The organism is Kitasatospora sp. NPDC048298 (assembly GCF_043201465.1).
In the GTDB taxonomy this organism is placed as follows: domain Bacteria; phylum Actinomycetota; class Actinomycetes; order Streptomycetales; family Streptomycetaceae; genus Kitasatospora.
Genome location: NZ_JBICYZ010000007.1, coordinates 145,969 through 170,548 on the forward strand (window position 1 = coordinate 145,969; position 24,580 = coordinate 170,548).

The window sequence follows — 24,580 nt, forward strand, 5'->3', positions numbered from 1 at the left end:
ACACCATGGCTATCTTCCTTACCAAGGACAGCAAGGTCATCGTCCAGGGCATGACCGGCGCCGAGGGCATGAAGCACACCCGCCGCATGCTCGCCTCCGGCACCCAGATCGTCGGCGGTGTCAACCCGCGCAAGGCCGGCACCACGGTCGACGTCGACGGCACCGAGATCCCGGTCTTCGGCTCCGTCGCCGAGGCGATGGAGAAGACCGGTGCCGACGTCACCGTCCTCTTCGTGCCGCCGGCGTTCACCAAGGCCGCCGCGATCGAGGCCATCGACGCCGAGATCGGCCTGGCCATCGTCATCACCGAGGGCGTCCCGGTGCACGACACCGCCGCCTTCTGGGCGCACGCCGGTGCCAAGGGCAACAAGACCCGCATCATCGGCCCGAACTGCCCCGGTCTGATCAGCCCCGGACAGTCGAACGCCGGCATCATCCCGGCCGACATCACCAGCTCCGGCAAGATCGGCCTGGTCTCGAAGTCCGGCACCCTGACCTACCAGCTCATGTACGAGCTGCGGGACATCGGCTTCACCTCGGCCGTCGGCATCGGTGGTGACCCGGTCATCGGCACCACCCACATCGACGCGCTCAAGGCCTTCCAGGAGGACCCGGAGACCGAGCTCATCGTCATGATCGGTGAGATCGGTGGCGACGCCGAGGAGCGTGCCGCGGCCTTCATCGCCGAGCACGTCACCAAGCCGGTCGTCGGCTACGTCGCGGGCTTCACCGCCCCCGAGGGCAAGACCATGGGCCACGCCGGCGCCATCGTCTCCGGCTCCTCGGGCACCGCCCAGGCGAAGAAGGAGGCCCTCGAGGCCGCCGGTGTCAAGGTCGGCAAGACGCCGTCCGAGACCGCCCGCCTGGCCCGCGAGATCATCGCCGCCCAGGCCTGATCCCGCCCCGCGCGTGACGAGCGCCCCCGCCCTTCCCGGGCGGGGGCGCTCGCCGTTCCGGCACGCCCCGGGCGGCTCAGTGCGCCCCTGGCCCCGTCGTGCAGGGCAGCGGCGACCACAGCCGGCAGACCGCCGGGCCCTGTGGCGGGGGAGCGGCCGCCCGGCCCGCCGCCGGCAGCTCCCAGCGCGCGGCCGCCCGCGGCTGCGGCTCCACCAGGACGGCCTCCAGGCCGGGCGCCGGGCTGCACCAGTAGCTGGTGATGCCGTTCGGCACCCCACCGGGCAGCAGCGGCACGCTCGGCTCCGCCTCCTGCGCCCCGGCGGACAGGGCGGCGGGCAGGCACACCGCGGGCGCCGGCGGGTCGACCGACCGGAACAGCACCGCCGGGCGCACCCCCGACAGGGTCGCCAGCGTCGCCCCGGCCACCGCGAACGTCAGCAGCGCCGCCGCACCCGTGCGGCTCGCCGTCCAGAGCCGGTGCCGGGCCCGCAGCACCGGCACCGGCGCCCGGTGCGGCTGCGGGCAGCCGCGCACCGCCGCCCGGTACAGCTGCCCGCTCAGCCCGTCCGCGAAGCCCGGCGCCGCCGGGTCCGGCCCGACCAGCTCCGGCGTCCACTGCGCCAGCGCCGCCCGGGCGGCCCACACCCGGCCCTCGGCCGCCACCCGCGTGGACTCCATCTCCACCGCGACCGCCGGGGCCGGCAGCCCCAGCCCGTCGTGCAGCACCAGCGCCCGGCGCTGCGGGCGGGACAGCCGCTTGAGCGCCTTCAGCAGCGCCCGGTCCCGGTCGGTCAGCCGGTCGTGGTCCGGCAGCACCGCCTGCGCCTCGTCGGCCGGCCGCACCCTGATCCGCCGGTGCGGCAGCGCCCACACGTGCGAGCGGCGGGGTCCGCCCCGGTGCCACGGGGACAGCGCCAGCTCGCAGGCCCGCGCCCGTACCCACCCCTCCGGGTTCCCCGAAGCGGCCACCGCGCCCCAGCGCCGCCGGGCCTCCCCGAACGCCAGCCGTACGCAGTGCACCGCCCGGTGCCGGCAGGCGGTCAGCAGGAACACCTGCTGCACCAGCCGGGTGTGCGCGGTCTCGTACAGCTCCTCGAAGCTCACCGCCGGGGGCTCCGCGTCGAGGTCGTCGTCCCCGACCGAGGGCGCGGCGGCCAGCGCCACCCGGCCGGGACTGGCGGAACCGGGCCCGGCCGGGGCGGCGGCGGAGTACGGGTGCTCGCCGCGGTCGGCGGCGGTGCCGCCCGTGGGGGTGTTCGGCCCGGGGCCCGTGCTCGGGGACGTGGCGCGACGGGGCTCGGCCGGGTCGTGGAGGCGGGCCGTGGGCGTGGCGGTGGCGTCGCTTGCCCGGTCGGGGCCGGCTGCCTTCGACCGCCCGCCGTCAGCCCGCCGCCCGGCCGTGGCGCCGCGTCCCGCGTGTTCCGTCGGGGCCTCCCGCGCCTGGTCGGGCTCGGCGGCCTGTGGCTTCCTGCCGTCGGACCCCTGCGCGGCCGGGGCCCGGCGTGACGTGTCGCCGGGGAGGGCGGCCGTGTCTGCGGGGGCCTGCGGCCCACGGCCGTCGCCGCTGTCGTTGCCGTTGCCCGGGGACGGACGGCCGCTTGAGGTGGGGACGTTCTCCGGCCGATCCTGTTCGGCGCCGGGGTCAGTGGGCGTCGTCGGCCCACGTCCGCCGTCCGCGCCCCGGGCCCGCGCCTGTTCGGCGCCGGGGGCGCCGCCGTGCCTCCCGGGGGCCGCGGGAAGCGTCGGCCCGCCTCCGCCGTCGGCGCGGCCCGCCGGCTCGTGGTTCCCGGCGGTCGGCTGACGCCGCGCGCCGACCGTCGCCGGTGCGGCCAGCGGCGCCCGTGGCACGGTGGCGCCGCTTGCCTGGCCCCCGGGCGCGCGACCCTCGTGCGCGCGCCCCGGGGCGGCGCTCTTCGCGGGGGCCGGCGGCCTGCCGGAGGCCTGGCGCGGCTTCTCGGCCGGAGCCCGGCGCGCCGCGCCGCCGTCCGCGTCCCGCGCCGGGCGGGCCGCCTTCCGGGCGTCGTCGGAGGTGCGTGGGGTGGGCTTCCCGGCTCGGGAGCGGCGCCGCTTCATTGGCGCGTCCCCACCCGTTGCCACATCGGCCGACGGGCGCCCGGCCCCGCAGGCAGGGGCGGGTTCCTCGGGGCGCGGCAGGGCGTCGGCCAGCAGGGCGAGGGCCTCCGCCTCGGTGCGGGTGCCGAGCTTGCGCAGGGCGCGCTGGAGGTAGCTGCGGGCGGTGGCGGGGGTGACTCCGAGGGCGACGGCGGTGCGGGGGAGGTCGTGGCCGGCCGCGAGGTGGGCCAGGACCTGGACCTCACGGGGAGTCAGTTCCCGTGGCGGGCGGCCCGCGTCGGTTCCGGCGCGGGCGGGCTTGCGGTGGCGCTCCGGTGTGGGGGAGTCGGCGGTGGGTGGCGTGGTCATCAGACGCTCCGGGCCGGGGCGCCGGCGGCTTGGGGGCAAGGTCTGAAAATGCGCATAAGCCAATAATCTGGGACACGGCGGCGGTTTGGCGCTTCACGGAGCATGGCGAGTCGCCTTGGCACCATGTGGCCCATGACGCAGCTGATGGGCCGTCCGATCCTGGAATCGCCCGGCGAATCGGGTGGACGCCCCGCGCTGGCCGACCTGTTGACGGGAGTGCGGACGGCGCTGGTCGGCCTGGCCGTGGTCGGGGCGCCGGTGCTGGCGCTCTGGGTGGCGTCGCCGTACGCGGAGGACGGCGCGGCCGCTGTCACCCGGTTGGCGGGGGTGCTCTGGCTGCTCGGGCACGGCGCACCGGTGCTGCGCGGCCCGACGGACGCCCCGCTGACCGTCACTCCGCTGCTGCTCGGCGTCCTGGCCGTGGCCCGGCTCCACCGGGTGGCCGCCGGGGTGGCGGCGCGGCGCGGGCCGCGCTCGCGCTGGAGCGGTCCGGTGGCGGTCTGGGCGGGGTACTGCGCGGTGGCCGTCGGGGTGACGCTGCACTGCGCGGGGGGCGGGCTGTTCCGCAGCCGGGTGCTGCCGGACGTCCTGGCGGTGGCGCTGGTGGCGGGCCTGGCGACGGCCGCCGGGGCCCGTTCGGTGGCGGTCCTCGACGGGCCGGCCGATTCCCTGCTGGACCGCCTCCCGCCGCCGTACCGCCCGGTCGACGCCGTGCCGACGGTACGGGCCGCGGCGCTGGCGGCCGGAGCCGGACTGGTCGCGGTGGGCGGCCTCCTGGTGGTGTCCTCGGCGGTGCTGGACGCGGTGGCCGGCGGCGGGCGCGGCATGGCGCTGCTGGGGGGCGGGCCCGCCGCGCTGGTGGGGCTGGTGCTGCTCGCGCTGGTGCTGCTGCCGAACGCGGTGCTGTGGGGCACGGCGTACGCGCTGGGCCCGGGTTTCGGGGTCGGCACCGGGACGGTGGTGTCGCCGGCCGCTACGGCGCTGGGCCCGGTGCCCGAGTTCCCGCTGTTCGCGCTGCTGCCGGCGGACGGCCCGGGCGGCTGGCGGCTGGTGGTGTCGGCCCTGCCGCTGCTGGCCGGGGTGGTGCCGGCGGTCCTGCTGGGCCGCGCGGCGGCGGGCCGGCGGCTGCCGGCCAGGGCCGGGGAGCGGCCCGAGCCCTGGCCGTCGGCCGCCACGGCGGTGGCCGCGCTGGCGGTGGCGCTGTCGGTCGGGGCCGGGGCGGCGGTGCTGGGCTGGCTCTCCGGCGGGGCGTTGGCGGGGGAGCGGCTGGCCTGGGTGGGGCCGGTGCCGTGGACGGGTCCGGCGGCGGCGGGCTGGATCGCGTTGGTCGCCGTCCCGGGCGCGCTGCTGGTCCGGTACCGCACGCTGGGCCCGGCGGACGGCGTGGGCGTGTACGCCCGGCTCGCGCGGCACGTCCGCCGGGGCGCGCTGGCGCTGCGCGCCGGTACGTACGCCCTCGTGCTGCGGCTCTCCGGAGTGGGTGTCAGGAGCGTCGGCGGACCGGGCCCCGACGAGCGGGACCCGGTCGACCGGGTGGATCAGGACGACTGACCGGGGCCGACCGGCCGGACGACCGACCGGCCCCGGACGTCGGCCCGGCTACTCGGCGTTCCCGGTGAAGTCCACGTACCACTGCGGCGCGTACCGGTCGCAGTTCTGGGCGCCGACGCTGGTCAGCGAGTCCTGCACGCAGGTGACGTAGTCGTGGTAGTGGTACCCGAGGCCGATCACCGAGGTGGCGACCACGATGGTCATCGCGCCGGTCAGGATGCCGGCGAGCGCGGCCGGGGTGAGCGGGTTCGGTGCCGGCGCCGCGGGGAGCGGGCCGCCCGGACCGGCGACGGTGGCGGCGGCCGGGGCGGACCGCCGGGTCCGCAGCGCGCCGACGCCCCAGACGATGCCGAGCGCCCCGATCAGCAGCGCGATCCAGTGGAACCCCATGAACAGGCAGACCAGCGCGAACGGTCCGGCCAGCGCGGCGTTGCGCGCCTTGCGGTGGGCCGGGTCGGCGAGGTCGAGCCGGGGCGGCTGCGGGGCCGGCGGCCGTTGGCCGGGTCGGCCGTCGTCGCCGGGGCCCCACGGCGGCGGCAGAACCGGACGCTCGCCGCCCTGGCCGTCGGGGCCGCCCTGTCCGTCGGTGCCGGGGCCTGGGCCGGCCCAGGGGCTGCGCGGCTGCCACGGCTGGTCCGGGGCATCCGCCGGCGGCGGCGCGAAGGGGTTGCGCTCACCGGTGTCGTCGCCGCTGCTCATGGGTTCAGCCATTCCTTCTCGGTCGGAGCTCGTTCGGAGGTTCTCGCGTCGGAGCGGTCTCCCGCGCCCCCAATGATCCCGCAGCCGTCCACCGGGCCACCGGCGGCCCGTGTCGAAGGGCCGGGCGGGACCGGACGGGGTCGTCGGCGGGCCGGTGCGGGCCGGGGCAACTCCGGTGCGGCGGGCCGGAGGAGATCCCCGTCTCAACTACGCGCGTAGCGCCGCCGGGAGGGTGCGGAGGCCGTCCGACCAGCCGTTATCGTGGTGACGGTCAGCAGCCCACAGAGGTTCCCCGGGCCCGCGTCGCGGCGGGTTTCCCCGGAGTTCCCCCTCGCTCGACCTGCCGTTCGTAGTGGCCCCACCGCCGGTGGACGTACCAGCGGACGGCGCCCGACCTACGGAGAAACGCGCAGTGGCCGCCGCCCCCGCCCAGCACTTCCCGCCCCGTACGCCCGGACCGGCCCGCCTGGTGGTGCTGGTCTCCGGCTCCGGCACCAATCTGCAGGCGCTGATCGATGCCGCGGCCGATCCGGCGTACGGCGCCGAGATCCTCGCCGTCGGCGCGGACCGGGACGGGATCGTCGGCCTGGACCGCGCGGAGAAGGCCGGCCTGCCGACCTTCGTCCACCGGGTGAAGGACCACCCCGACCGGGCCGAGTGGGACCGCGCGCTGACCGCCTCCGTCGCCGAGTACCGGCCCGACCTGGTGGTCACGGCCGGCTTCATGAAGATCCTCGGCCCCGAGTTCATCGCCGCCTTCGCCGGGCGGATCGTCAACACCCACCCCGCACTGCTGCCCTCCTTCCCCGGCGCCCACGGCGTCACGGACGCGCTCGCGTACGGGGTGAAGGTCACCGGCTGCACCGTCCACCTGGTCGACTCCGGCGTGGACACCGGGCCGATCATCGCGCAGGGCGTCGTCGAGGTCGTCGACGCCGACCACGCCGATGGCGGCGACGCGCTGCACGAGCGCATCAAGACTGTCGAGCGCAAGCTGCTCGTCGACGTCGTGGGCCGGCTGGCCCGCGAAGGTCACCGCATCGAGGACCGAAAGGTATGGATCCCGGCATGAGTGCCAGCTCCACCACCACGCCCGTTTCGGAGAACGTCCGTCCGATCCGTCGCGCGCTGATCAGCGTGTACGACAAGACCGGTCTGGAGGAGCTGGCCCAGGGCCTGCACGCCGCCGGGGTCGCCATCGTCTCCACCGGCTCGACCGCCGGCCGGATCGCCGCCGCCGGCGTCCCGGTGACCGAGGTCTCCGAGCTGACCGGCTTCCCGGAGTGCCTCGACGGGCGCGTGAAGACGCTGCACCCCCGCGTGCACGCCGGCGTGCTGGCCGACCTGCGACTGGAGTCGCACCGCGCGCAGCTGGCCGAGCTGGGCGTCGAGCCCTTCGACCTGGTCGTGGTGAACCTCTACCCGTTCAAGGCCACCGTCGCCTCCGGCGCCACCCCGGACGAGTGCGTCGAGCAGATCGACATCGGCGGCCCGAGCATGGTCCGCGCCGCCGCCAAGAACCACCCCTCGGTGGCCGTGGTGGTCGACCCGGCCCGTTACGGCGACGTGCTGACGGCCGTCCGGGAGGGCGGCTTCGACCTGGCCACCCGCAAGCGCCTGGCCGGTGCCGCGTTCGCCCACACCGCCGCCTACGACGTGGCCGTCGCCTCCTGGTTCGAGGACGGCTACGCCCCGAGCGACGCGCACTTCCCCGAGTTCCTCGGCTCGACCTGGGAGCGGCAGAACGTGCTGCGCTACGGCGAGAACCCGCACCAGGGCGCCGCGCTGTACAGCGACGGCACCGGCGGCCTGGCCGGCGCGCAGCAGCTGCACGGCAAGGAGATGTCGTACAACAACTACGTCGACACCGACGCCGCCCGCCGCGCCGCCTACGACCACGCCGAGCCGGCCGTCGCGATCATCAAGCACGCCAACCCGTGCGGCATCGGGACCGGCGCCGACGTCGCCGAGGCACACCGCAAGGCGCACGAGTGCGACCCGGTCTCCGCGTACGGCGGCGTGATCGCCGTCAACCGCCCGGTCACCGTCGCGCTGGCCGAGCAGATCGCCCCGATCTTCACCGAGGTCGTCGTGGCCCCCGGCTACGAGGAGGGCGCCCTGGAGGTGCTCACCCGCAAGAAGAACCTGCGGGTGCTGCTCGCCCCCGAGGCCCCGGCCAACCGCCAGGAGGTGCGCCCGATCTCCGGTGGCGTGCTGCTCCAGGACGCCGACCGGGTGCACGCCGAGGGCGACGACCCGGCGAACTGGACCCTCGCCAGCGGTGCGGCGCTGTCCGCCGACGAGCTGGCCGAGCTGGCCTTCGCCTGGCGGGCCTGCCGGGCCGTCAAGTCCAACGCGATCCTGCTGGCCAAGGACGGCGCCTCGGTCGGCGTCGGCATGGGCCAGGTGAACCGGGTGGACTCCTGCAAGCTCGCGGTCGAGCGGGCCGGCGAGCGCGCCAAGGGCTCCTACGCGGCCTCGGACGCCTTCTTCCCGTTCGCGGACGGCCCGGCGATCCTGATCGCGGCCGGCGTCAAGGCGATCGTCCAGCCCGGTGGCTCGATCCGCGACGAGGAGGTCGTCGCGGCGGCCGCCGAGGCCGGCGTGACCATGTACTTCACCGGTGCGCGGCACTTCTTCCACTGACACCGGTCCCGCCGACGGCGGGACGGCGTGACGGAACGGCAGAGCGGCCCGGCCCCCTCCGAGGAGGGAGCCGGGCCGCTCTGCCGTTCCGGCCGGTCAGTACCGGGGCCGGTTGAACCACTTGACGCTGTCCTGGAGGCACATGGCGGTGATCCAGATGATGCTGACGGCCAGCCAGAGCAGGCCCGCGATCAGACCCGTCGCGGAGCCGCTGCCGAGGGCGCCCAGCAGGATCAGCAGGCCGACCAGGCCGCCGAGCGAGCCGTACACGATGGTGGTGATCCGGACGGCGTTGCCGCCCTTGCCGAACTTCACGCCGAGCGTGATGGAGAGCGCGGCGAACAGCCCGAACACCACACCGACGACGATCAGGACACCGCCGACGGCGTCGCCCAGCGCGAGGAACGAGTCGTCGCTGGTGGTCTTGCTGACCTGGTTGGTGGCGTCCTTGGCGACCGCCCCGAGGATCACGTAGCCGAACGCGGCGAGCGTCTGCACACCGCCGACGATGAACAGCAGCACCCGGGCGGCCGTCATCAGGCTCGGCATGGACACCGGGGCCACCGGCGCGTACCCGTAGGCCGGGGCGGCCTGCGGGTAGCCGTAGCCCGGGGCGGCCTGCGGCGGCGGGGCCTGCTGCGGGTAGCCGTAGCCGGGCGGGGCGGCCGGCGGCTGGCCGTACGGGTTGTTCGGGTCGGGCGGGTAACTCATGGATGCCTCCGGGCAGTTGCGGGGACGCGGGGACGGGACGCTGACGGCCCGGTGCGGTCGGTCGGTAGGGCCACCGACCGAAGGGGACGTTAGCGGAGAGGGGTGACAGCCCGGCGGCGGTGACGGGCGCCGCGGCTCGGCGGTGTGGTGAGCGTCAGGGGTGCGAGACGGCCGACGGGTACGGTGCGGGCGGGACGGTGCCGCCGCGGTCGGACTGCTCGTTCTGCTGTGATCGGCTCACTGACTCTTTCCCCCGGGTACGCCCCGCCGCGGTGATCCGTCGGCCCGTCACCGGGCCGGTACGCGGCGGGAATGCCCGCTTATCGTCATCCGGACGACGGGGCCGTGTCCAGCCGGTTCCGCGCGCCGGGCCCAGACTGTGGCGCAACCGCAATGTGCGGCGGACCTTCGTACCCGTCCGTTCACCCTCGCGTTCACCTGCGCTCCCACCCGTGCGCCCGTTCGCCGGACGCCCGTGCGCCCGTTCGCGGGGCGTCCTCCCGCCCCGGCGCCGGGCGTCCTCCCGCCCCGGCCGGGACGCCCTCCCGTACCGGTCCGGGCGGACCGCCCCACCGTCCCGGACCGCTCGTCGGAGCGGACCGCCGCCCTCGGTACGGAGACCCCCGGCGATCCGGGAGAATGGGGTCATGACTGCCCAGATTCTCGATGGCAAGGCCACCGCCGCCGCGATCAAGTCCGAACTCGCCACCCGCGTGGCGGCCCTCAAGGCGAAGGGCGTCACGCCCGGCCTCGGCACCGTCCTGGTCGGCGACGACCCGGGCAGCCGCTGGTACGTGAACGGCAAGCACAAGGACTGCGCCGAGGTCGGCATCGCCTCGATCCAGCGCGAGCTGCCCGCCACCGCCACCCAGGAGGACGTCGAGAACGTCGTCCGCGAGCTCAACGCCGACCCGTCCTGCACCGGCTACATCGTCCAGCTGCCGCTGCCCAAGGGCCTGGACCAGAACCCGGTCCTGGAGCTGATGGACCCGGACAAGGACGCCGACGGCCTGCACCCGACCTCGCTCGGCCGGCTCGCCCTGGGCATCGACGGCCCGCTGCCGTGCACCCCGCTCGGCATCGTCGAGCTGCTGCGCCGCCACGACGTCGAGATCAACGGCGCCGAGGTGGTCGTGGTCGGCCGCGGCATCACCGTCGGCCGCTCGATCGGCCTGCTGCTGACCCGCCGCAGCGAGAACGCCACCGTCACCCTGTGCCACACCGGCACCCGGGACCTCGGCGCCCACCTGCGCAAGGCCGACATCATCGTGGCCGCCGCCGGCGTGCCGCACCTGGTCAAGCCGGAGGACGTCAAGCCGGGCGCTGCGGTGCTGGACGTGGGCGTCAGCCGCAGCGAGGGCAAGATCGTCGGCGACGTGCACCCGGGCGTGGCCGAGGTGGCCGGCTGGATCTCCCCGAACCCCGGCGGCGTGGGCCCGATGACCCGCGCGATGCTGCTCAACAACATCGTCGAGGCGGCCGAGCGCCGCGCCGGCATCTGACACCCCAGGGACGGCGAGCATGACTGAACCGCGACCGGCACGGTCCCGCCGCAGGCCGGTCAAGACCACCGGCACCCTGCCGCCCGAGGGCTCGGCCGCGGCCCTCGGACGCGAGCACGCCCTGCCGGTGCGGCAGTGGCCGATCACGCTGGTCCTGCTGGTCGTCGGCGCCGGCCTCGCGGTCACCTGGTTCGCCGACTTCAAGGACGGGTTCAAGTACGGGCTGCTGATCCTCGGCGCCGGCGTGCTGCTCGGCGCGGTGCTGCGACTGGTGCTGCCCGAGGTCGGGATGCTGGCGGTGCGCAGCCGCTTCACCGACGTGATCGTGCTGAGCTTCCTGGGCATCTCGATCGTGCTGCTGACCCTGGTGGCGCAGCCGAACCCGTGGCTGCAGATCCCGCTGCTCGACAACATCGGCCAGCTGATGGGCCGGCCCAGGCACTGAGGCCCCGGGCACCGAGGCCCCGGGTGCTGAGCCCCGGACGCCGAGTGCGCCCCGGGCACCGCTCCGCGGGCCCGTGACGGCCCCCGCCCGCCCATGGAAACCCAGGGCGCGGGCGGGGGCCGCCTTTCTTCTCTTCTGTGATGCATCAGCCATGCCGGGACACCCGGCGTACGCTTCCCTTTGCGATAACCTGACGCCGGTCTCTCGATGTCGAGAGATCATCCTGGCTCCAGCGCCGGTGTGCCTGGGGCGCCTGGCGATTTGCTGGAGAAGGTAGAAATGACTCGCACCCCCGTCAACGTCACCATCACCGGAGCGGCCGGTCAGATCGGCTACGCGCTGCTCTTCCGCATCGCCTCGGGCCACCTGCTCGGCGCCGACGTGCCGGTGAACCTGCGCCTCCTGGAGATCCCGCAGGGCCTCAAGGCCGCCGAGGGCACCGCCATGGAGCTCGTCGACTGCGCCTTCCCGCTGCTGCGCGACATCACCATCACCGACAAGCCGGCCGAGGCCTTCGACGGCGCCAACGTCGCGCTGCTGGTCGGCGCCCGTCCGCGCACCGCGGGCATGGAGCGCGGCGACCTGCTCCAGGCCAACGGCGGCATCTTCGGCCCGCAGGGCAAGGCCATCAACGACCACGCCGCGGACGACATCAAGGTCCTGGTCGTCGGCAACCCGGCCAACACCAACGCCCTGATCGCCCAGCGCAACGCCCCGGACGTCCCGGCCGAGCGCTTCACCGCGATGACCCGCCTGGACCACAACCGCGCCGTCGGCCAGCTGTCCGCCAAGACCGGCGCCCTGGTCTCCGACATCAAGCGCGTCACCATCTGGGGCAACCACTCCGCGACCCAGTACCCGGACGTCTTCCAGGCCGAGATCGCCGGCAAGCCGGCCTTCGAGGCCGTCGGCGGCGACCTGGGCTGGCTGGAGAACGACTTCATCCCGACCGTCGCCAAGCGTGGCGCCGCCATCATCGACGCCCGTGGCGCCTCCTCGGCCGCCTCGGCCGCCAACGCCGCCATCGACCACGTGTACACCTGGGTCAACGGCACCGCCGAGGGCGACTGGACCTCCATGGGTGTCGTCTCCGACGGCTCCTACGGCGTTCCGGAGGGCCTGATCTCCTCGTTCCCGGTCACCACCAAGGACGGCGAGTTCAAGATCGTCCAGGGCCTGGAGATCTCCGACTTCTCGCGCGCCCGCATCGACGCCTCGGTCCAGGAGCTGGTCGAGGAGCGCGACGCGGTCCAGGAGCTGGGCCTCATCTGAGCCCGCCCCGCACGGCTTCACCGGCGGCCCGCCGCTTCCCTCCCGGAAGCGGCGGGCCGCCGCCGTGTCCGGCCCCTGATCCGCCGCCGCGTCCGCCCGGGGCCGCCGTCGTGTCCGGCTCCGGCGGGTTCCGGCCGCCCTACACTGGCCCGCTGTGAGCGAAACACTCGGGGACGCCGCGCTCGTCCTCGTCTTCATCCTGCTGGGCGGGCTGTTCAACGTCGCCGAGATCTCGCTGATCTCGCTGCGCGAGGGCCAGATCCGGACGCTGGAAGCGCGCGGGACCCGGCGCGCGGCCCGCGCCGCGCACCTGGCGGCCGACCCCAACCGCTTCCTGGCCGCCGTCCAGGTCGGGGTGACCTGCATGGGCTTCCTGTCCGCCGCCTTCGGTGCGGACACCCTGGCCGGCAAGGTCGCCCCGCTGTTCGTCCGGGCCGGGCTGTCCGAGGGCATGGCCGACGCGGTGGCCCTGGTCGGCCTCACCCTGGCGATCAGCTACGCCTCGCTGGTGCTGGGCGAGCTGACCCCCAAGCGGATCGGCCTGCAGCGCGCCGAGTCCATCTCGGTCGTCGCCGCCCCGGTGGTGGACGTGATGTCGGTGGTGCTGCGGCCGGTGATCTGGCTGCTCGGCCACTCCACCAACCTGATGGTCCGGCTGCTCGGCGGGGACCCGACGGCTGGCCGCGGCTCGATGAGCTCCGAGGAGCTGCGCGGCCTGGTCGCCGCCAACACCGAACTCGGGAGCGACGAACGGGCGTTGATCGCCGACGTGTTCTCCGCCGGAGAGCGCCAGCTGCGCGAGGTGATGGTCCCGCGCACCGAGGTGACCTTCCTGGACGCCGAGCGCCCGCTGGCCGCCGTCCGGCACCAGGCCGACACCTCCCCGCACTCGCGCTACCCGGTGGTCGAGGGCAGCGCCGACGCGGTGGTCGGCTTCGTCCACGTCCGCGACCTGTACGGCGCGCGCGGCGAGCAGGCCGTCAAGGTCCGCGACCTCGCCCGCCCGGTCAAGCTGCTGCCCGGCACCAAGCTGGTGCTGGAGGCGATGGGCGAGATGCGCCGGGAGGGCCACCACCTGGCCATCGTGGTGGACGAGTACGGCGGCACCGCCGGGATCGTCACCCTGGAGGACCTGGTCGAGGAGGTGATCGGCGAGATCCGGGACGAGTACGACCGCCCGGAGTCCGCCCCCACCCGCCGGCTGGCCGGCGGCGGCATGGAGCTGGACGGCCTGCTCAACCTCGGCGACTTCGCCGAGGAGACCGGCGTCGTCCTGCCCGAGGGCCCGTACGAGACGGTGGCGGGCTGTCTGGTGGCCGTGCTCGGCCGGCTGCCCAGGGACGGCGACCAGGTGCGCGTCCCGGTCGAGGGCGGCGGCGAGGTGCTGCTGACGGTGGCCAAGGTCGAGGGCCGGCGGATCGCCCGGGTGGGGGTGAGTGCGGTCACACTGGCCGAGCCTCCGGGGGCGGAGGTTTCCTGAGCGAGTGGTGGAACTGGAACAATGGCGCGCATGGTCAACGCAGCGGTCACTGGTCCGGTCAAGGACCGTCCCCGGGTGCTCTCCGGCATCCAGCCCACCTCCGGCTCGTTCCACCTCGGCAACTACCTGGGCGCGGTGCGCCAGTGGGTGGACCTCCAGAAGGCCAACGACGCCTTCTACATGGTCGTCGACCTGCACGCGATCACGGTGCCGCAGGACCCGGTGACGCTGCGCGAGAACACCCGGGTCTCCGCCGCCCAGCTGCTCGGCGCGGGCCTGGACCCGGACAACTGCACCCTGTTCGTCCAGTCGCACGTGCCCGAGCACGCGCAGCTCGCCTGGGTGATGAACTGCCTCACCGGCTTCGGCGAGGCCTCCCGGATGACCCAGTTCAAGGACAAGTCCTCCCGCTACGGTGCCGAGGGCACCACGGTCGGCCTGTTCACCTACCCGATCCTGCAGATCGCGGACATCCTGCTCTACCAGGCGGACGCCGTCCCGGTCGGCGAGGACCAGCGCCAGCACGTGGAGATCACCCGCGACATCGCCGAGCGCTTCAACACCCGCTACAGCCCGACCTTCACGGTCCCGAAGCCGTACATCCTCAAGGAGACGGCGAAGATCCAGGACCTCCAGGACCCGGCCGTCAAGATGAGCAAGTCGGCCTCCTCGCCCAAGGGTCTGGTGAGCCTGCTGGACGAGCCGAAGGCCAGCGCCAAGAAGTTCAAGAGCGCCGTCACCGACACCGGCACCGTCGTCTCCTACGACGAGGAGGGCAAGCCGGGCGTCTCCAACCTGCTGCGCATCCACTCCGCGCTCAGCGGCCAGTCGGTGGACCAGTTGGTCGAGCACTTCGAGGGCAAGATGTACGGCGCCCTGAAGACCGAGCTGGCCGAGCTGTTCACCGAGTGGGTGACCCCGTTCCAGGAGCGCACCCGCAGCTTCCTGGACGACCCGGCGGAGCTGGACCGGGTACTGGCGATCGGCGCCGAGAAGGCCCGTGAGGTGGCGTCGGTGACGCTGGAGACGGTGTACGACCGGATCGGCTTCCTCCCGGCCGCCAAGCGGTGACTCCCCTCACACGCCTGCCCGATGGTGGCGACCTCCCCGAGGTCGTCACCATCGGCGTGTCCGTGAGCGTCCCGGACCCGTACGGCACGGCGGTCCAGGACGCCCGGGCCGGGCACGGCGACCCGCTGGCCCGGTCGATACCCACGCACGTCACCCTGCTGCCGCCGACCGAGGTGCCCGCCGAGCTGCTGCCGAAGATCGAGGAGCACCTGGCGGCGGTGGCGGCCGCGCACCGGCCGTTCCGGATGCTGCTGCACGGCAGCGGGACCTTCCGCCCGGTCTCCCCGGTGGTGTACGTCCGGGTCGAGGAGGGCGCGCAGGAGTGCCGGCTGCTGGAGGCGGACGTCCGCTCCGGCCCGCTGGCCCGCGAGCTGGCCTTCCCGTACCACCCGCACGTGACGGTCGCTCACGGTCTGCCGGACGACGTGCTGGACCAGGCGTACGAGCAGGCGCGCGACTTCCGGGCGGACTTCCCGGTGCCGGGCTTCGGCCTCTCCCGCTTCGGTGCGGACGAGGTCTGGCGGCCCTGGCGGAGCTACCCGTTCGGGTGAACCGGGGCGTGCGCCGCAGCACGGACCGGAGTGTGGGCCGGAGGGTGAACCGGCCTCCCCGCCCGCCGAGTTCGACCGTCCGGCGGGCCGCGCAGCCGTAGTCCGGCGCACGGTGCCCGGCCCGACGCCCGGCACCGTCCGGTGCCGGGCGCCCGCCGGAGCGCACGCGGAGGACTACTCCTTGCGGAGCATCGCGTCGACCACCCGGGCGGCGGCCTTGCCGTCGTCCAGGTCGCAGTACGCCTCGCGGAACGCGGTGGCCCGGTCGGCGTACTCCGCCGCGACCTCGTCCAACCGGCCGAGCACGGAGACGAGCTCCTCGGAGGTGGCCGGCATCGGGCCGGGCGCCTCGGCCTCGAAGTTCAGGCTGAAGCCGCGCAGGTTGTCCCGGTAGTGCTCCAGGTCGTAGGTGAAGAGCACGATCGGCTTGCCGGTCGACGCGAAGTCGAAGACGCTCGCCGAGTAGTCGGTCACCAGGACGTCGGCGATCAGCAGCAGCTCCGCCATGTCGGGGTAGCTGCCGACGTCCCAGACGTAGCCGTTGCCGGCGCCCGGGATCTGGCCGCACATCAGGTGGTGCCGGCGCACCAGCAGCACCTGGTCGTCGCCGAGCGCGGCCCTGGCCGCCGCCAGGTCGATCCGCAGGTCGATCTGGTAACCGTCGTCGGGCCGGCGCCGGTCCTCGCGCCAGGTCGGCGCGTAGAGCACGACCTTCTTGCCCTCGGGCAGGCCGAGCCGCTCCCGGACCTGCTCGGCGGTCTTCTCCCGGTCGGCCGCGAACAGCAGGTCGTTCCGGGGCGAACCGCTCTCCAGGATCTCGCCCTTGAAGTCGAAGGCGCGCCGCAGCACCGGGGCGGACCAGCGGTTGCCGGCCACCAGCAGGCTCCAGTTCGGGACCTCCCGGGCCAGGCTCTTCAGGTACTTGGAGTCGGTGAACCAGACCTTCTCGAAGTCGAAGCCGATCTGCTTCAGCGGGCTGCCGTGCCAGGTCTGGACGACCACCTGGTCGGGGCGGCGGACGAAGAAGTCGGGCAGGTGGGTGCCGGCCACGATGTACTTGGCGGTGGCCAGCGCCTCGTACCACTCCGGGCCGCGGTACCGCAGCGCGCTCGCGGTCCGCGGCAGCTCGGCCTGCATGTCGTCGGTGCCCCACAGGTGCTCCAGCGGCAGGCCGCGGCGGACCAGCTCCTCGTGGACCGCCCGGGGCGAGTCGGCGTACGCGCCGTACTTGCCGGTGTGGTACACCACCGCGTCGCGCAGCGGCAGCCGGCGGGCGGCCGGGTAGTCCACGCTCTGCAGCTGGCGCTGGCGGTAGCGGGCCCGCTCCTCGGGCAGCAGCACCGAGTCCGACAGCAGCGACAGGCCGTCGTGGCGGCGGCGCTCCAGCAGTATCCGCTTGCCGCGGGACTCCACCACGACCGGCAGGGCGTCGAAGCAGTCCGGGGCGACCAGCGCGGCGGCGTCCGGCAGTTCGGGCACCGGCACCCCGACCGGACGGAACACGACGTGCCAGATGCCCCGGGAGAGCGGCACCCGGCCGGCGAAGGAGGCCGTCGGCACGGCGGGCAGCGCGGTGCGGAACCGGCCGTCCGAGATCTCCACCGGGTAGGCGTGCTCCTCCTCGCGCCACTTGTGACGGACCACCAGCTCCCAGCGGTGCGCGCCGGGCAGCGGGAACGAGCCGCTCAGCAGGAAGCCGTCGGCGCCGCGCGAGGAGACCTCGTCCACCAGCGGCTGGAGCACCTGGTCGGCGAACTGGAGGTGCCCCTCGGGGGAGGGCTTGGAGTAGAGGGCCCGGCGCTCGGCGACCGGGGCCTGCGGGTTCAGCGCCAGGTGCAGCCGCTCGGGGGCGTTGCGGTCGTCCCAGGCCAGCGGGACGGTGCTGCCGTCGGCCAGCAGCAGCGCGCCGGTCCAGTGGTCGCGGCTGCGCTCGGCGGCCACCGGGTCCAGCTCGGCCCAGGCCTCGCGGACGGCGGTCAGCTCGGCGACCGGGAAGACCGCGGTGAACGGCTGGAGCGAGCCGACCGGAGCGCCCAGCTCCAGCGGGAAGGTCACGTGGCGGTCCGACTCGGCGTGGGTGAGCCGCAGCCGCGCCCCGGCGAAGCTCGGGCCGGAGCGGGCCGCGCCCGAGACCTCCACCCGGTCGCCCTGCGCGGCCAGGCCGGTCACCCGGGCCTTGACCGTCTCCACCCGGAGGTAGACGAAGTTGTCCCGGACCCACGGCACGATCCGCACGTCCGGCTCGACCCAGTGCCACGGCAGGAACAGCGCGCTGTCGTTCCGGCCCGCCGAGATCCGGCCCTTGTAGACCCCGCCCTTGCCCGCGCCGGCCACCAGGACGCGCCAGTTGCCGTCCTTCCACTGGCCGCGGTGCCGGAGCTTCCTCGGGTCGACGGACACGGTGAAGCCGGACCAGTCGCAGCTGTACAGGTCGTGCCGGCAGCTCGCGGTGGCCTGGGGGGCGTACGTGGTCTTCATCGGCACCGCGATGACCCGGCGGCCCTTGGCCTCGCGCAGCACCAGGGTGCGGACCATGTCGTGCTTGCCGGCCGCGCCCAGCTGCTCCGGGTACGCGTGCCCGGTCAACCGGAGCTTGCCGTCCACCCAGGAGCTGTCGTACAGCCGGCTGCGGATGACCAGCGAGTTGTCCAGCTTGAGCACCCCGGCCGGCACGCTCTTGCGCCCACCGCGCAGGAACGGGTAGTCGGCGTACGGGCGCAGCAGACCGCGGGCCTGGACGCCGCCGCCGCTCTCGCGCTCGTAGGTGATCTGCTCGACCAGCTCGTCCATCCGGCCCGACAGGGTCAGGTGGTACTTCAGCCGCACCGGCGCGCGCAGCTTGGCGACCTGCTCGGCGCCGATCGCCCGGAGCAGCCGGCCGACGTGCTGGAGGTAGGCGTCCCGGTACTCCTTGTCGCCCTCCACGAGGGACCAGAAGAACATCGGGATCTCCTCGACGAGGGTGTTCTCGTCGTAGGAGCGCAGGTACTCGGCGAAGCGCGGCTCGGTCTGCTTCAGCAGCCAGGCGCGGACCAGTTCGACCGAGGCGACCCGGTCGATCAGGCCCTTCGGGTTGGTGCGCATCTGCGTGATCGACATCTCGCCGACCTCGCGCTCGCGCCAGTGGTAGATCGGCTCGGAGAGCACGTCCACGCTCTTCGCCAGGTAGTGGTGCGGCACGCTGACCGGGGCGTCCTCGTACAGGATGCCCTCGGGGTAGAGCAGGCCGGCCGCGTCGAAGAACGAGCGGCGGTACACCTTGTTCCACGCGGTGCGGTCGGTGACCAGCGCCGGGATCTCGGTGATGTGGGTCTTGAGCCTGGTCTCCTTGAACGGCTTCAGGTGGCCGGTCGACGGGTAGTAGCCGACGGCGCGGAAGCGCAGCACGTTGCCGGTGCAGAAGTCCGAGCCGGTCTCGTCCAGCGTGTTGATCATCAGCTCGTACGCGCTGGGCGGCATCGAGTCGTCGCTGTCCACGAAGCACAGGAACTCGGAGTCCGGGTCGATGTGCCGGATGCCGGTGTTGCGGGCCGCGCCGAGGCCCTTGTTCACCTGTCGGACCAGCCGGAACCGGGAGTCCTTGGCCGCGTACGCCTCGGCGAGCGCCGCGCTGCCGTCCTTCGAACCGTCGTCGACCATGACGCACTCGAAGTCCGTGAAGGTCTGGGCGGCGATCGAGTCGAGGCATTCCACGAGGTAGCGCTCGACGTTGTAGATCGGGACGACGATGGAGAGGCGGGGAGCCATCGGCTACGCAGGCCTTTCTCTGGAGGAGCGTGGCAGCCCGTACGGGGCCTGGCCGCACTTGGATCGGTGCGTACGTGCGCCCCCGATCCTACCTCCGGGGACCTCGCCCACCGGGGGACCACTACGCTGGGCCCGTGGCCCGTTTCAGCGTGATCGTCCCCGTATACCAGGTCCAGGACTACCTCGGCGAATGCCTCGATTCGGTGCTCTCCCAGGACGGCCCGGACTTCGAACTGATCGCGGTGGACGACCGCTCCCCGGACCGCTGCGGCGCCATGCTGGACGAGGCGGCCGCCGCCGACGCCCGGATCCGGGTGCTGCACCTGCCGGAGAACGTCGGCCTCGGCCGGGCCCGCAACGCCGGCCTGGAGGTCGCCACCGGGGACTACGTGATCTTCCTCGACAGCGACGACACCCTGACCCCCGGACTGCTGAAGCACGTCGACGAGCGGCTCACCGCCACGGGTGACCCGGACGTCCTGGTCTACGACTACGCCCGCACCTACGCCGACGGCCGGATCACCCGGGCCGCCTCCGCGCACGTCTTCGGCGCCGCCTCCCCGGACGTCTTCGACCTCGACGCCCGCCCCGACCTGCTCGACCTGCTCCAGGTCGTCTGGAACAAGGCCTACCGCCGGGGCTTCGTCACCGAGCAGCGGCTGGTCTTCCCGGCCGGCTACTACGAGGACACCCCCTGGACGTACCCGGCGCTGCTCGCCGCCGCCCGGATCACCCTGCTCGACCGGGTCGGCGTGCACTACCGCCAGCGCCAGGAGGGCGGCAACATCCTGGCCACCGCCAGCCGCAAGCACTTCGACGTGTTCGACCAGTACGACCTGGTCTTCGCCTTCCTCGACCGCCGCCCCGACCTGGAGCGCTGGCGCCCGGTCGTCTACGGCCGGATGCTGCACCACCTCAACACCGTGGTCTCCAAGCCCGGCCGGGTCCCGTCCGGCGACCGCCGCGAGTACTTCCGCCGCGCCGCCGAGCACTGCGCCCGGCTGCGGCCGGCCGGCTACCGCCCGCCGTCCGGCGTGGACGGCGTGCGCACCGAACTGCTCAGCCACGGCCGCTACGGCGCCTACCAGGCGGTCCGCGCCCTCGCCAAGGCCCGTCGACTCGTCAAGCGGTAGACCCGATCTGACGCCCGTTCGGGGGACATGCCGGTATAACCGGTGGGTGGACTTCCTGACCCGCCTGCCGGTCGTCGGCCCGCTCGTGGCCCGGGTGCTGCGCAGCCGCCCGTACCTGGTGTACGAGTACCTCACCGCCGCCCGGGGCAACCGGCTGGCCGGCGCCGTCACCTTCTTCGGCTTCCTCGCCCTCTTCCCGCTGCTCACGGTGGGTCTGGCGATCGCCGCCGCGGCGCTGAGCGACAGCCGGGTGCACGAGCTGCAGGAGCACGTCTCCGACCAGCTGCCGGGGATCTCCGACGCGGTCGACCTGCCCGCCCTGGTGTCCAACGCGGGCACCGTCGGCCTGGTCGGCGGGGCGCTGCTGCTGGTCTCCGGCCTCGGCTGGGTGGACACCATGCGCACCTCCATCCGGGACCTGTGGCAGCTGCCCCACGAGGACGGCAACCCGGTGCTGCGCAAGGCCTGGGACGTGGCGGTGCTGGCCGGCCTCGGCCTGGTCTCGCTGTTCTCGCTGGCCGCATCCGCCGCCGGGACCACGCTGGCCGGCCGGATCGCCGACGCGATCGGCCTCAACAGCGGATACCTGCTGACCGCGGTCGGCGTGCTGATCGCCATAGCGTGCGACATGCTGCTCTTCGCCTACCTGCTGGCGCCCTTCCCCGGGATCACCGACCAGCGCCGCCGGGACCTGGTGCAGGGCGCGCTGATCGGCTCGGTCGGCTTCGAACTGCTGAAGCTCCTGCTCGCCTCCTACCTGGGCTCGATCGCCGGACGGAGCGTGTACGGGGCGTTCGCCACTCCGGTGGCGCTGCTGCTGTGGATCAACTTCGTCTCCCGGCTGCTGATGTACTGCGTGGCCTGGACGGCGACGGCCGACCCGGTGGCGGCCCGGGAACGGACCAGGGCGCACGGGCGGGCACTGCTGGAGGCGGCCGACGAGGCACAGCGGGCGGCGGAGGCGGACGCGGCGGAGCAGGCCGCCCGGGCCGAGCGGCGGAAGAAGGGGAACGGGAAGGCGAACGGAGAGGTCCGGCCCCAGGACTGAGACCGGACCCTCTCGCGGCTCCGCGGATCAGCCGACGGAGCGCCGCCACAGCACCACCGCGCCGTACCCGAGCGCGACCCCGGCCAGCACCACGGCCGTCCAACCGCCGAGGGCGAGCCCGTCGCCGCCGCCCGTCGCCGCGGGCGCCGCGACCGCCGGGGCGGCTGCCGCGGCGACGGGCGGCGGCGCGGGCGTTTCCTCGGCGCCACCGGCCTGGGCGGTCGGCGCGGCGCCATCGGCCCGGGCGGTCGGCGCGGCGCCGACGGGCGGGACCTCGTCGACCAGCCTGCCGACCGGCTGGACCTTGCCGGCCGCGGCGAAGCCCCAGTCCAGCAGGGCCGCCGTCTCGTCGTAGACCTTCTGGTAGCTCGCCGGGTGCATCACCGTCACCAGCAGGGTGCGGCCGCCCCGCTCGGCGGCGCCGACGAAGGTCGAGCCGGCGTTGGTGGTGGTGCCGTTCTTCACGCCGATCAGACCCGGGTACTTGCCCAGCAGCCGGTCGGTGTTGGCGATCCCGAAGCTGCCGCGCCGGCCGGTGGTGCGGTCGACGGCGCCCGGGAACATCGCGTCCCGGGTCGCGCAGTACGTCCGGAAGTCCGCGTTGCGCAGGCCGGCCCGGGCGAACAGCGACAGGTCGTAGGCCGAGGAGACCTGGCCATCCATGTCGTAGCCGTCCGGGGAGACCACCCTGGTGTCGCGTGCCTGGAGCGTGTCGGCGCGGGCCTGCATCTCGGTGACGGTCTGCCGGATGCCGCCGTTCATGTGCGCCAGGACGTGCACCGCGTCGTTGCCGGAGCTCAGGAACACCCCGCGCCACAGGTCCTCGACCCGGTAGTCCAGGTCCTCCTTGATACCGACCAGGCTGCTGCCGGGGCCGATCCCCTGGATCTCCTCGTCGGCCACCCGGTGCACCGCGTTGCGGTCGAACTTGGGCAGCACGGTGTCCGCGAAGAGGATCTTCAGGGTGCTCGCCGGGGGCAGCCGCAGATGCGGGTTGCTGGCCGCCAGGACGTCCCCTGACGCCAGGTCGGAGACGATCCAGGACTGCCCGGTGAGATCGCCGGGCAGCGACGGGGCGCCCGCCATCGGGGCGACCTGCACCCCGGGGAGCCCCAGCCGCTCGCCGCCGATCGCGGCCGACGGGGGCGGCTGCTGCGGAGCCGCGCCCGCCGGGGCGGCGAGCAGTACCGGTAAGGCCGCGGTGACCGCGGCGCACAGGCGCGCGAACGTCAGTCGGGGTGTGGACACCAGGTGACCGTACCCACTCCCGGCCTCCGGTGCCCGCCCCCCGCGGCCCGTCCTCCGCAGGAGGGGCCCGCCCTACGCCGATCGGCGGCCCGCGCATACTGGGGACGCACACCGCCTTCACACGCCGAGGACCCCCATGAAGCTCAGCCGTCGCACCTCCTGGTTCCTGACCGCCTTCGGGGTCTGGTCGATCATCATCTGGACGACCTTCGTGAAGAACCTCTGGAAGGACTCCGGCGGCCAGGCCTTCACCGACGGCGACCACTCCCAGCCCACGGCGTTCTTCTGGATCCACCTCCTCCTCGCCGTCACCTCCTTCGTCCTCGGCATCGCCGTCGGCGGCATCGGCGTGCGCGGCCTGCGCGCCGCGCGCCGCACCCCGGCCACCGACTGAAATCCCTTGCCGCTGTCAGTCCCCACTGGCAGGATCCTCACCGCTCGTGCACGTATCGAACAGATCTGCCGACCGAGGGTGGGGATTCCTTGATGAAGAGCACACATGCGCGCAGGCTCGGGGCACTGGCCGCGGCGACGGTGGCCGCGGGCCTGCTCACGGTGCCGACGGCGGCCGTGGCGGACACCGCACCGGCCGTCCTGGGCACCGAGCAGGGCGGTGACTACGTCACCAGGGCCTGCGACCCGACGACGGCTCCGCTCTGGAGCGGACGGACCACGTACGGCCCGCAGCTGGTCGCCGACGTCACCGGCACCGGCGCCCGGTTCAGCGTCCGGGACGAGACCACCGGCGCCCAGGACCCGGTGTACACCGGCGAGGCCCAGGCCTACGGCCAGCGGGCGAGCGTCAAGGTCCCCGGCCTGGTGGACGGCCACAGCTACGCCTGGCACGCCTGGGCCCTCCAGGGCACCCAGCTCTCCGCCCCGTCGGCGGACTGCCACTTCTCCGTGGACACCACGGGCGCGACCGTCACGGTCTCCTCGACCGACTTCCCGGAGAGCGGCCCCGCCACCAAGTACGCGGGCCAGTTCGGCACCTTCGTCCTCGCGGGGGCCGACCCGGCACCGACCGGCGGCACGGCTTCCGGCGTCGCCTGCATCCGATACGGCTTCCGGATGCTGGGCGTCGGCGGCTGCGACTCGCCCGACGCGGTCAAGCCGGCGGCCGACGGCACGGCGACCGTCAGCGCGAAGGTCATGGACTGGGGCACCAACTCCCTCAACGTCCAGGTGATCGACAACGCCGGCAACGTCACCCCGTCGTCCTACACCTTCTTCGCCCCGTCGAACCCGAACCCGCCGAAGACCCTCGGCGACGTCGACGGGGACGGCAGCGCGGACCTCCTGCTGCCGGACGCGCAGGGCAACCTGCAGTACATCAGCGCGAACGCGTCCGACACCACACCGCACGCGACGATCCGGGCGGTCGCCTCGCCCGGCCACAACGGCTGGGCGTCGTACCGGATCGCCCACCGCGGCTGGACGGACTACCACGCGCCGTCCTCGGACGACCTGTTCATCCACCAGCCCGGCTCGGGCTACCTCGACCTGTACCGGAACTTCGACTACGGCTCCTTCAGCCGAGGCATGGGCGGTGCCTCGCGCTCGACCGACTGCGTGGACGAGACGGGTACGAGTGTGGACTGCCCCGCGGACTACGCCTCCAACTGGTCGAAGGCGGAGCAGATCGTCGCGTTCGGCCCGGCGGCCGGCGGCTTCGCCCCGGCGCTGGTGACCGTCGAGAACGGCAACCTCTGGCTGCACTCCGGCGGGGACTTCGGCTTCGGCCACCAGCAGGTCCGCAAGCTCACTACCTCCGGCAACTGGGGCGGCTACGACCTGGTCGCCCCCGGCCCGGACGCGGCCGGGAACCTCGCCCTCTGGGCGCGTGACCGGGCCACCGGTGAGCTGCACGCGTACCCGATCCCCAAGCGGGCCGACGGCACCTTCGACTACTCCGCCCTCGCCGACGCCTCGGCGAACGTGGTGGCCACCGGTTTCACCACCGCCGCCTACCCGACGCTCGACAGCGCGGGCGACGGTGACGGCGACGGCCTGCCCGACCTGTGGGCGGTGACGGCCGACCGGCACCTGGTGCGGTACAGCGGCTGGTCCGCGCCGACCGACCTCGGCGCCCTGCGCTGAGACGCGCGAAGGCCCCCGCCCGATCGGAGGATCGGGCGGGGGCCTTCGCGTCGTCAGG

General features: G+C 74.0%; 19 protein-coding genes. 14 read left to right on the top strand and 5 right to left on the bottom strand.

All coding sequences use genetic code 11. The annotated features are described in order from the left end of the window. Positions 1–5 precede the first annotated feature (5 nt). The gene (gene sucD, locus ACGF0D_RS08805; protein WP_359831103.1) at positions 6–896 is read left to right on the top strand and encodes a succinate--CoA ligase subunit alpha; all 891 of its coding nucleotides are present in this window, start codon (positions 6–8) and stop codon (positions 894–896) included. A 76-nt stretch (positions 897–972) separates the two neighbouring features. On the opposite strand, the gene ACGF0D_RS08810 is transcribed toward sucD, so the two are convergent. Next, complete coding sequence (locus ACGF0D_RS08810; protein ID WP_392914401.1) at positions 973–3,318, bottom strand: LuxR C-terminal-related transcriptional regulator; 2,346 nt, start codon at positions 3,316–3,318, stop codon at positions 973–975. A 132-nt stretch (positions 3,319–3,450) separates the two neighbouring features. On the opposite strand from ACGF0D_RS08810, the gene ACGF0D_RS08815 reads away from it, so the two are divergent. Next, positions 3,451–4,869, top strand: a complete 1,419-nt coding sequence (locus ACGF0D_RS08815) for a DUF6350 family protein (protein ID WP_392914402.1) — start codon at positions 3,451–3,453, stop codon at positions 4,867–4,869. Between the two features lie 48 nt (positions 4,870–4,917). On the opposite strand, the gene ACGF0D_RS08820 is transcribed toward ACGF0D_RS08815, so the two are convergent. Next, positions 4,918–5,568 carry a hypothetical protein gene (locus ACGF0D_RS08820; RefSeq protein WP_392914403.1) on the bottom strand — a complete coding sequence of 217 codons (651 nt, stop codon included), beginning with the start codon at positions 5,566–5,568 and terminating at the stop codon, positions 4,918–4,920. Positions 5,569–5,980: 412 nt separating this feature from the next. Between ACGF0D_RS08820 and purN the strand changes: the two genes are divergently transcribed. Continuing rightward, positions 5,981–6,640 (top strand): phosphoribosylglycinamide formyltransferase, encoded by a 660-nt coding sequence (gene purN / locus ACGF0D_RS08825; protein WP_392867195.1) that lies wholly within the window; start codon positions 5,981–5,983, stop codon positions 6,638–6,640. Continuing rightward, positions 6,637–8,214 carry a bifunctional phosphoribosylaminoimidazolecarboxamide formyltransferase/IMP cyclohydrolase gene (gene purH, locus ACGF0D_RS08830; RefSeq protein ID WP_392914404.1) on the top strand — a complete coding sequence of 526 codons (1,578 nt, stop codon included), beginning with the start codon at positions 6,637–6,639 and terminating at the stop codon, positions 8,212–8,214. Before purN ends, purH begins: the two co-directional genes overlap by 4 nt. 96 nt (positions 8,215–8,310) lie before the next feature. On the opposite strand, the gene ACGF0D_RS08835 is transcribed toward purH, so the two are convergent. Further along, positions 8,311–8,925: a hypothetical protein gene (locus ACGF0D_RS08835; RefSeq protein ID WP_392867189.1), complete on the bottom strand. Its 615-nt coding sequence runs from the start codon at positions 8,923–8,925 to the stop codon at positions 8,311–8,313. A 647-nt stretch (positions 8,926–9,572) separates the two neighbouring features. Here ACGF0D_RS08835 and ACGF0D_RS08840 point away from each other — a divergent pair. From ACGF0D_RS08840 to ACGF0D_RS08865, 6 genes are all read left to right on the top strand, one after another. Continuing rightward, a complete protein-coding gene (locus ACGF0D_RS08840) occupies positions 9,573–10,427 on the top strand; it encodes a bifunctional methylenetetrahydrofolate dehydrogenase/methenyltetrahydrofolate cyclohydrolase (protein WP_392914405.1) in 855 nt (284 codons plus the stop codon). A 19-nt stretch (positions 10,428–10,446) separates the two neighbouring features. Then, positions 10,447–10,872: a DUF3017 domain-containing protein gene (locus ACGF0D_RS08845; RefSeq protein ID WP_392914406.1), complete on the top strand. Its 426-nt coding sequence runs from the start codon at positions 10,447–10,449 to the stop codon at positions 10,870–10,872. Between the two features lie 279 nt (positions 10,873–11,151). Then, the gene (locus ACGF0D_RS08850) at positions 11,152–12,144 is read left to right on the top strand and encodes a malate dehydrogenase (protein WP_392914407.1); all 993 of its coding nucleotides are present in this window, start codon (positions 11,152–11,154) and stop codon (positions 12,142–12,144) included. 154 nt (positions 12,145–12,298) lie between these two features. Next, positions 12,299–13,624: a hemolysin family protein gene (locus ACGF0D_RS08855; protein WP_392914408.1), complete on the top strand. Its 1,326-nt coding sequence runs from the start codon at positions 12,299–12,301 to the stop codon at positions 13,622–13,624. A 75-nt stretch (positions 13,625–13,699) separates the two neighbouring features. Next, a complete protein-coding gene (gene trpS / locus ACGF0D_RS08860) occupies positions 13,700–14,695 on the top strand; it encodes a tryptophan--tRNA ligase (protein WP_392914445.1) in 996 nt (331 codons plus the stop codon). A gap of 62 nt (positions 14,696–14,757) precedes the next feature. Continuing rightward, positions 14,758–15,246, top strand: coding sequence for a 2'-5' RNA ligase family protein (locus ACGF0D_RS08865; RefSeq protein WP_392914409.1), 489 nt, complete (start codon positions 14,758–14,760; stop codon positions 15,244–15,246). Between the two features lie 174 nt (positions 15,247–15,420). Here the strand turns inward: ACGF0D_RS08865 and ACGF0D_RS08870 are convergent, their stop codons facing one another. Continuing rightward, positions 15,421–18,993: a CDP-glycerol glycerophosphotransferase family protein gene (locus ACGF0D_RS08870; protein WP_392914410.1), complete on the bottom strand. Its 3,573-nt coding sequence runs from the start codon at positions 18,991–18,993 to the stop codon at positions 15,421–15,423. A 134-nt stretch (positions 18,994–19,127) separates the two neighbouring features. Between ACGF0D_RS08870 and ACGF0D_RS08875 the strand changes: the two genes are divergently transcribed. Both ACGF0D_RS08875 and ACGF0D_RS08880 read left to right on the top strand, forming a co-directional pair. Next, on the top strand, positions 19,128–20,126 hold the full coding sequence (locus ACGF0D_RS08875; RefSeq protein ID WP_392914411.1) for a glycosyltransferase family 2 protein: 999 nt from the start codon (positions 19,128–19,130) through the stop codon (positions 20,124–20,126). A gap of 46 nt (positions 20,127–20,172) precedes the next feature. Next, a complete protein-coding gene (locus ACGF0D_RS08880) occupies positions 20,173–21,174 on the top strand; it encodes a YihY/virulence factor BrkB family protein (protein ID WP_392867166.1) in 1,002 nt (333 codons plus the stop codon). Positions 21,175–21,201: 27 nt separating this feature from the next. Here ACGF0D_RS08880 and ACGF0D_RS08885 read toward each other — a convergent pair whose 3' ends face one another. Beyond that, positions 21,202–22,422, bottom strand: coding sequence for a D-alanyl-D-alanine carboxypeptidase family protein (locus ACGF0D_RS08885; protein ID WP_392914412.1), 1,221 nt, complete (start codon positions 22,420–22,422; stop codon positions 21,202–21,204). A 136-nt stretch (positions 22,423–22,558) separates the two neighbouring features. Here ACGF0D_RS08885 and ACGF0D_RS08890 point away from each other — a divergent pair, with 136 nt between their 5' ends. Both ACGF0D_RS08890 and ACGF0D_RS08895 read left to right on the top strand, forming a co-directional pair. Beyond that, complete coding sequence (locus ACGF0D_RS08890) at positions 22,559–22,816, top strand: SCO4848 family membrane protein (RefSeq protein WP_392867160.1); 258 nt, start codon at positions 22,559–22,561, stop codon at positions 22,814–22,816. Positions 22,817–22,908: 92 nt separating this feature from the next. Further along, positions 22,909–24,522, top strand: a complete 1,614-nt coding sequence (locus ACGF0D_RS08895) for a hypothetical protein (protein WP_392914413.1) — start codon at positions 22,909–22,911, stop codon at positions 24,520–24,522. The last annotated feature ends 58 nt before the right edge of the window (positions 24,523–24,580 follow it).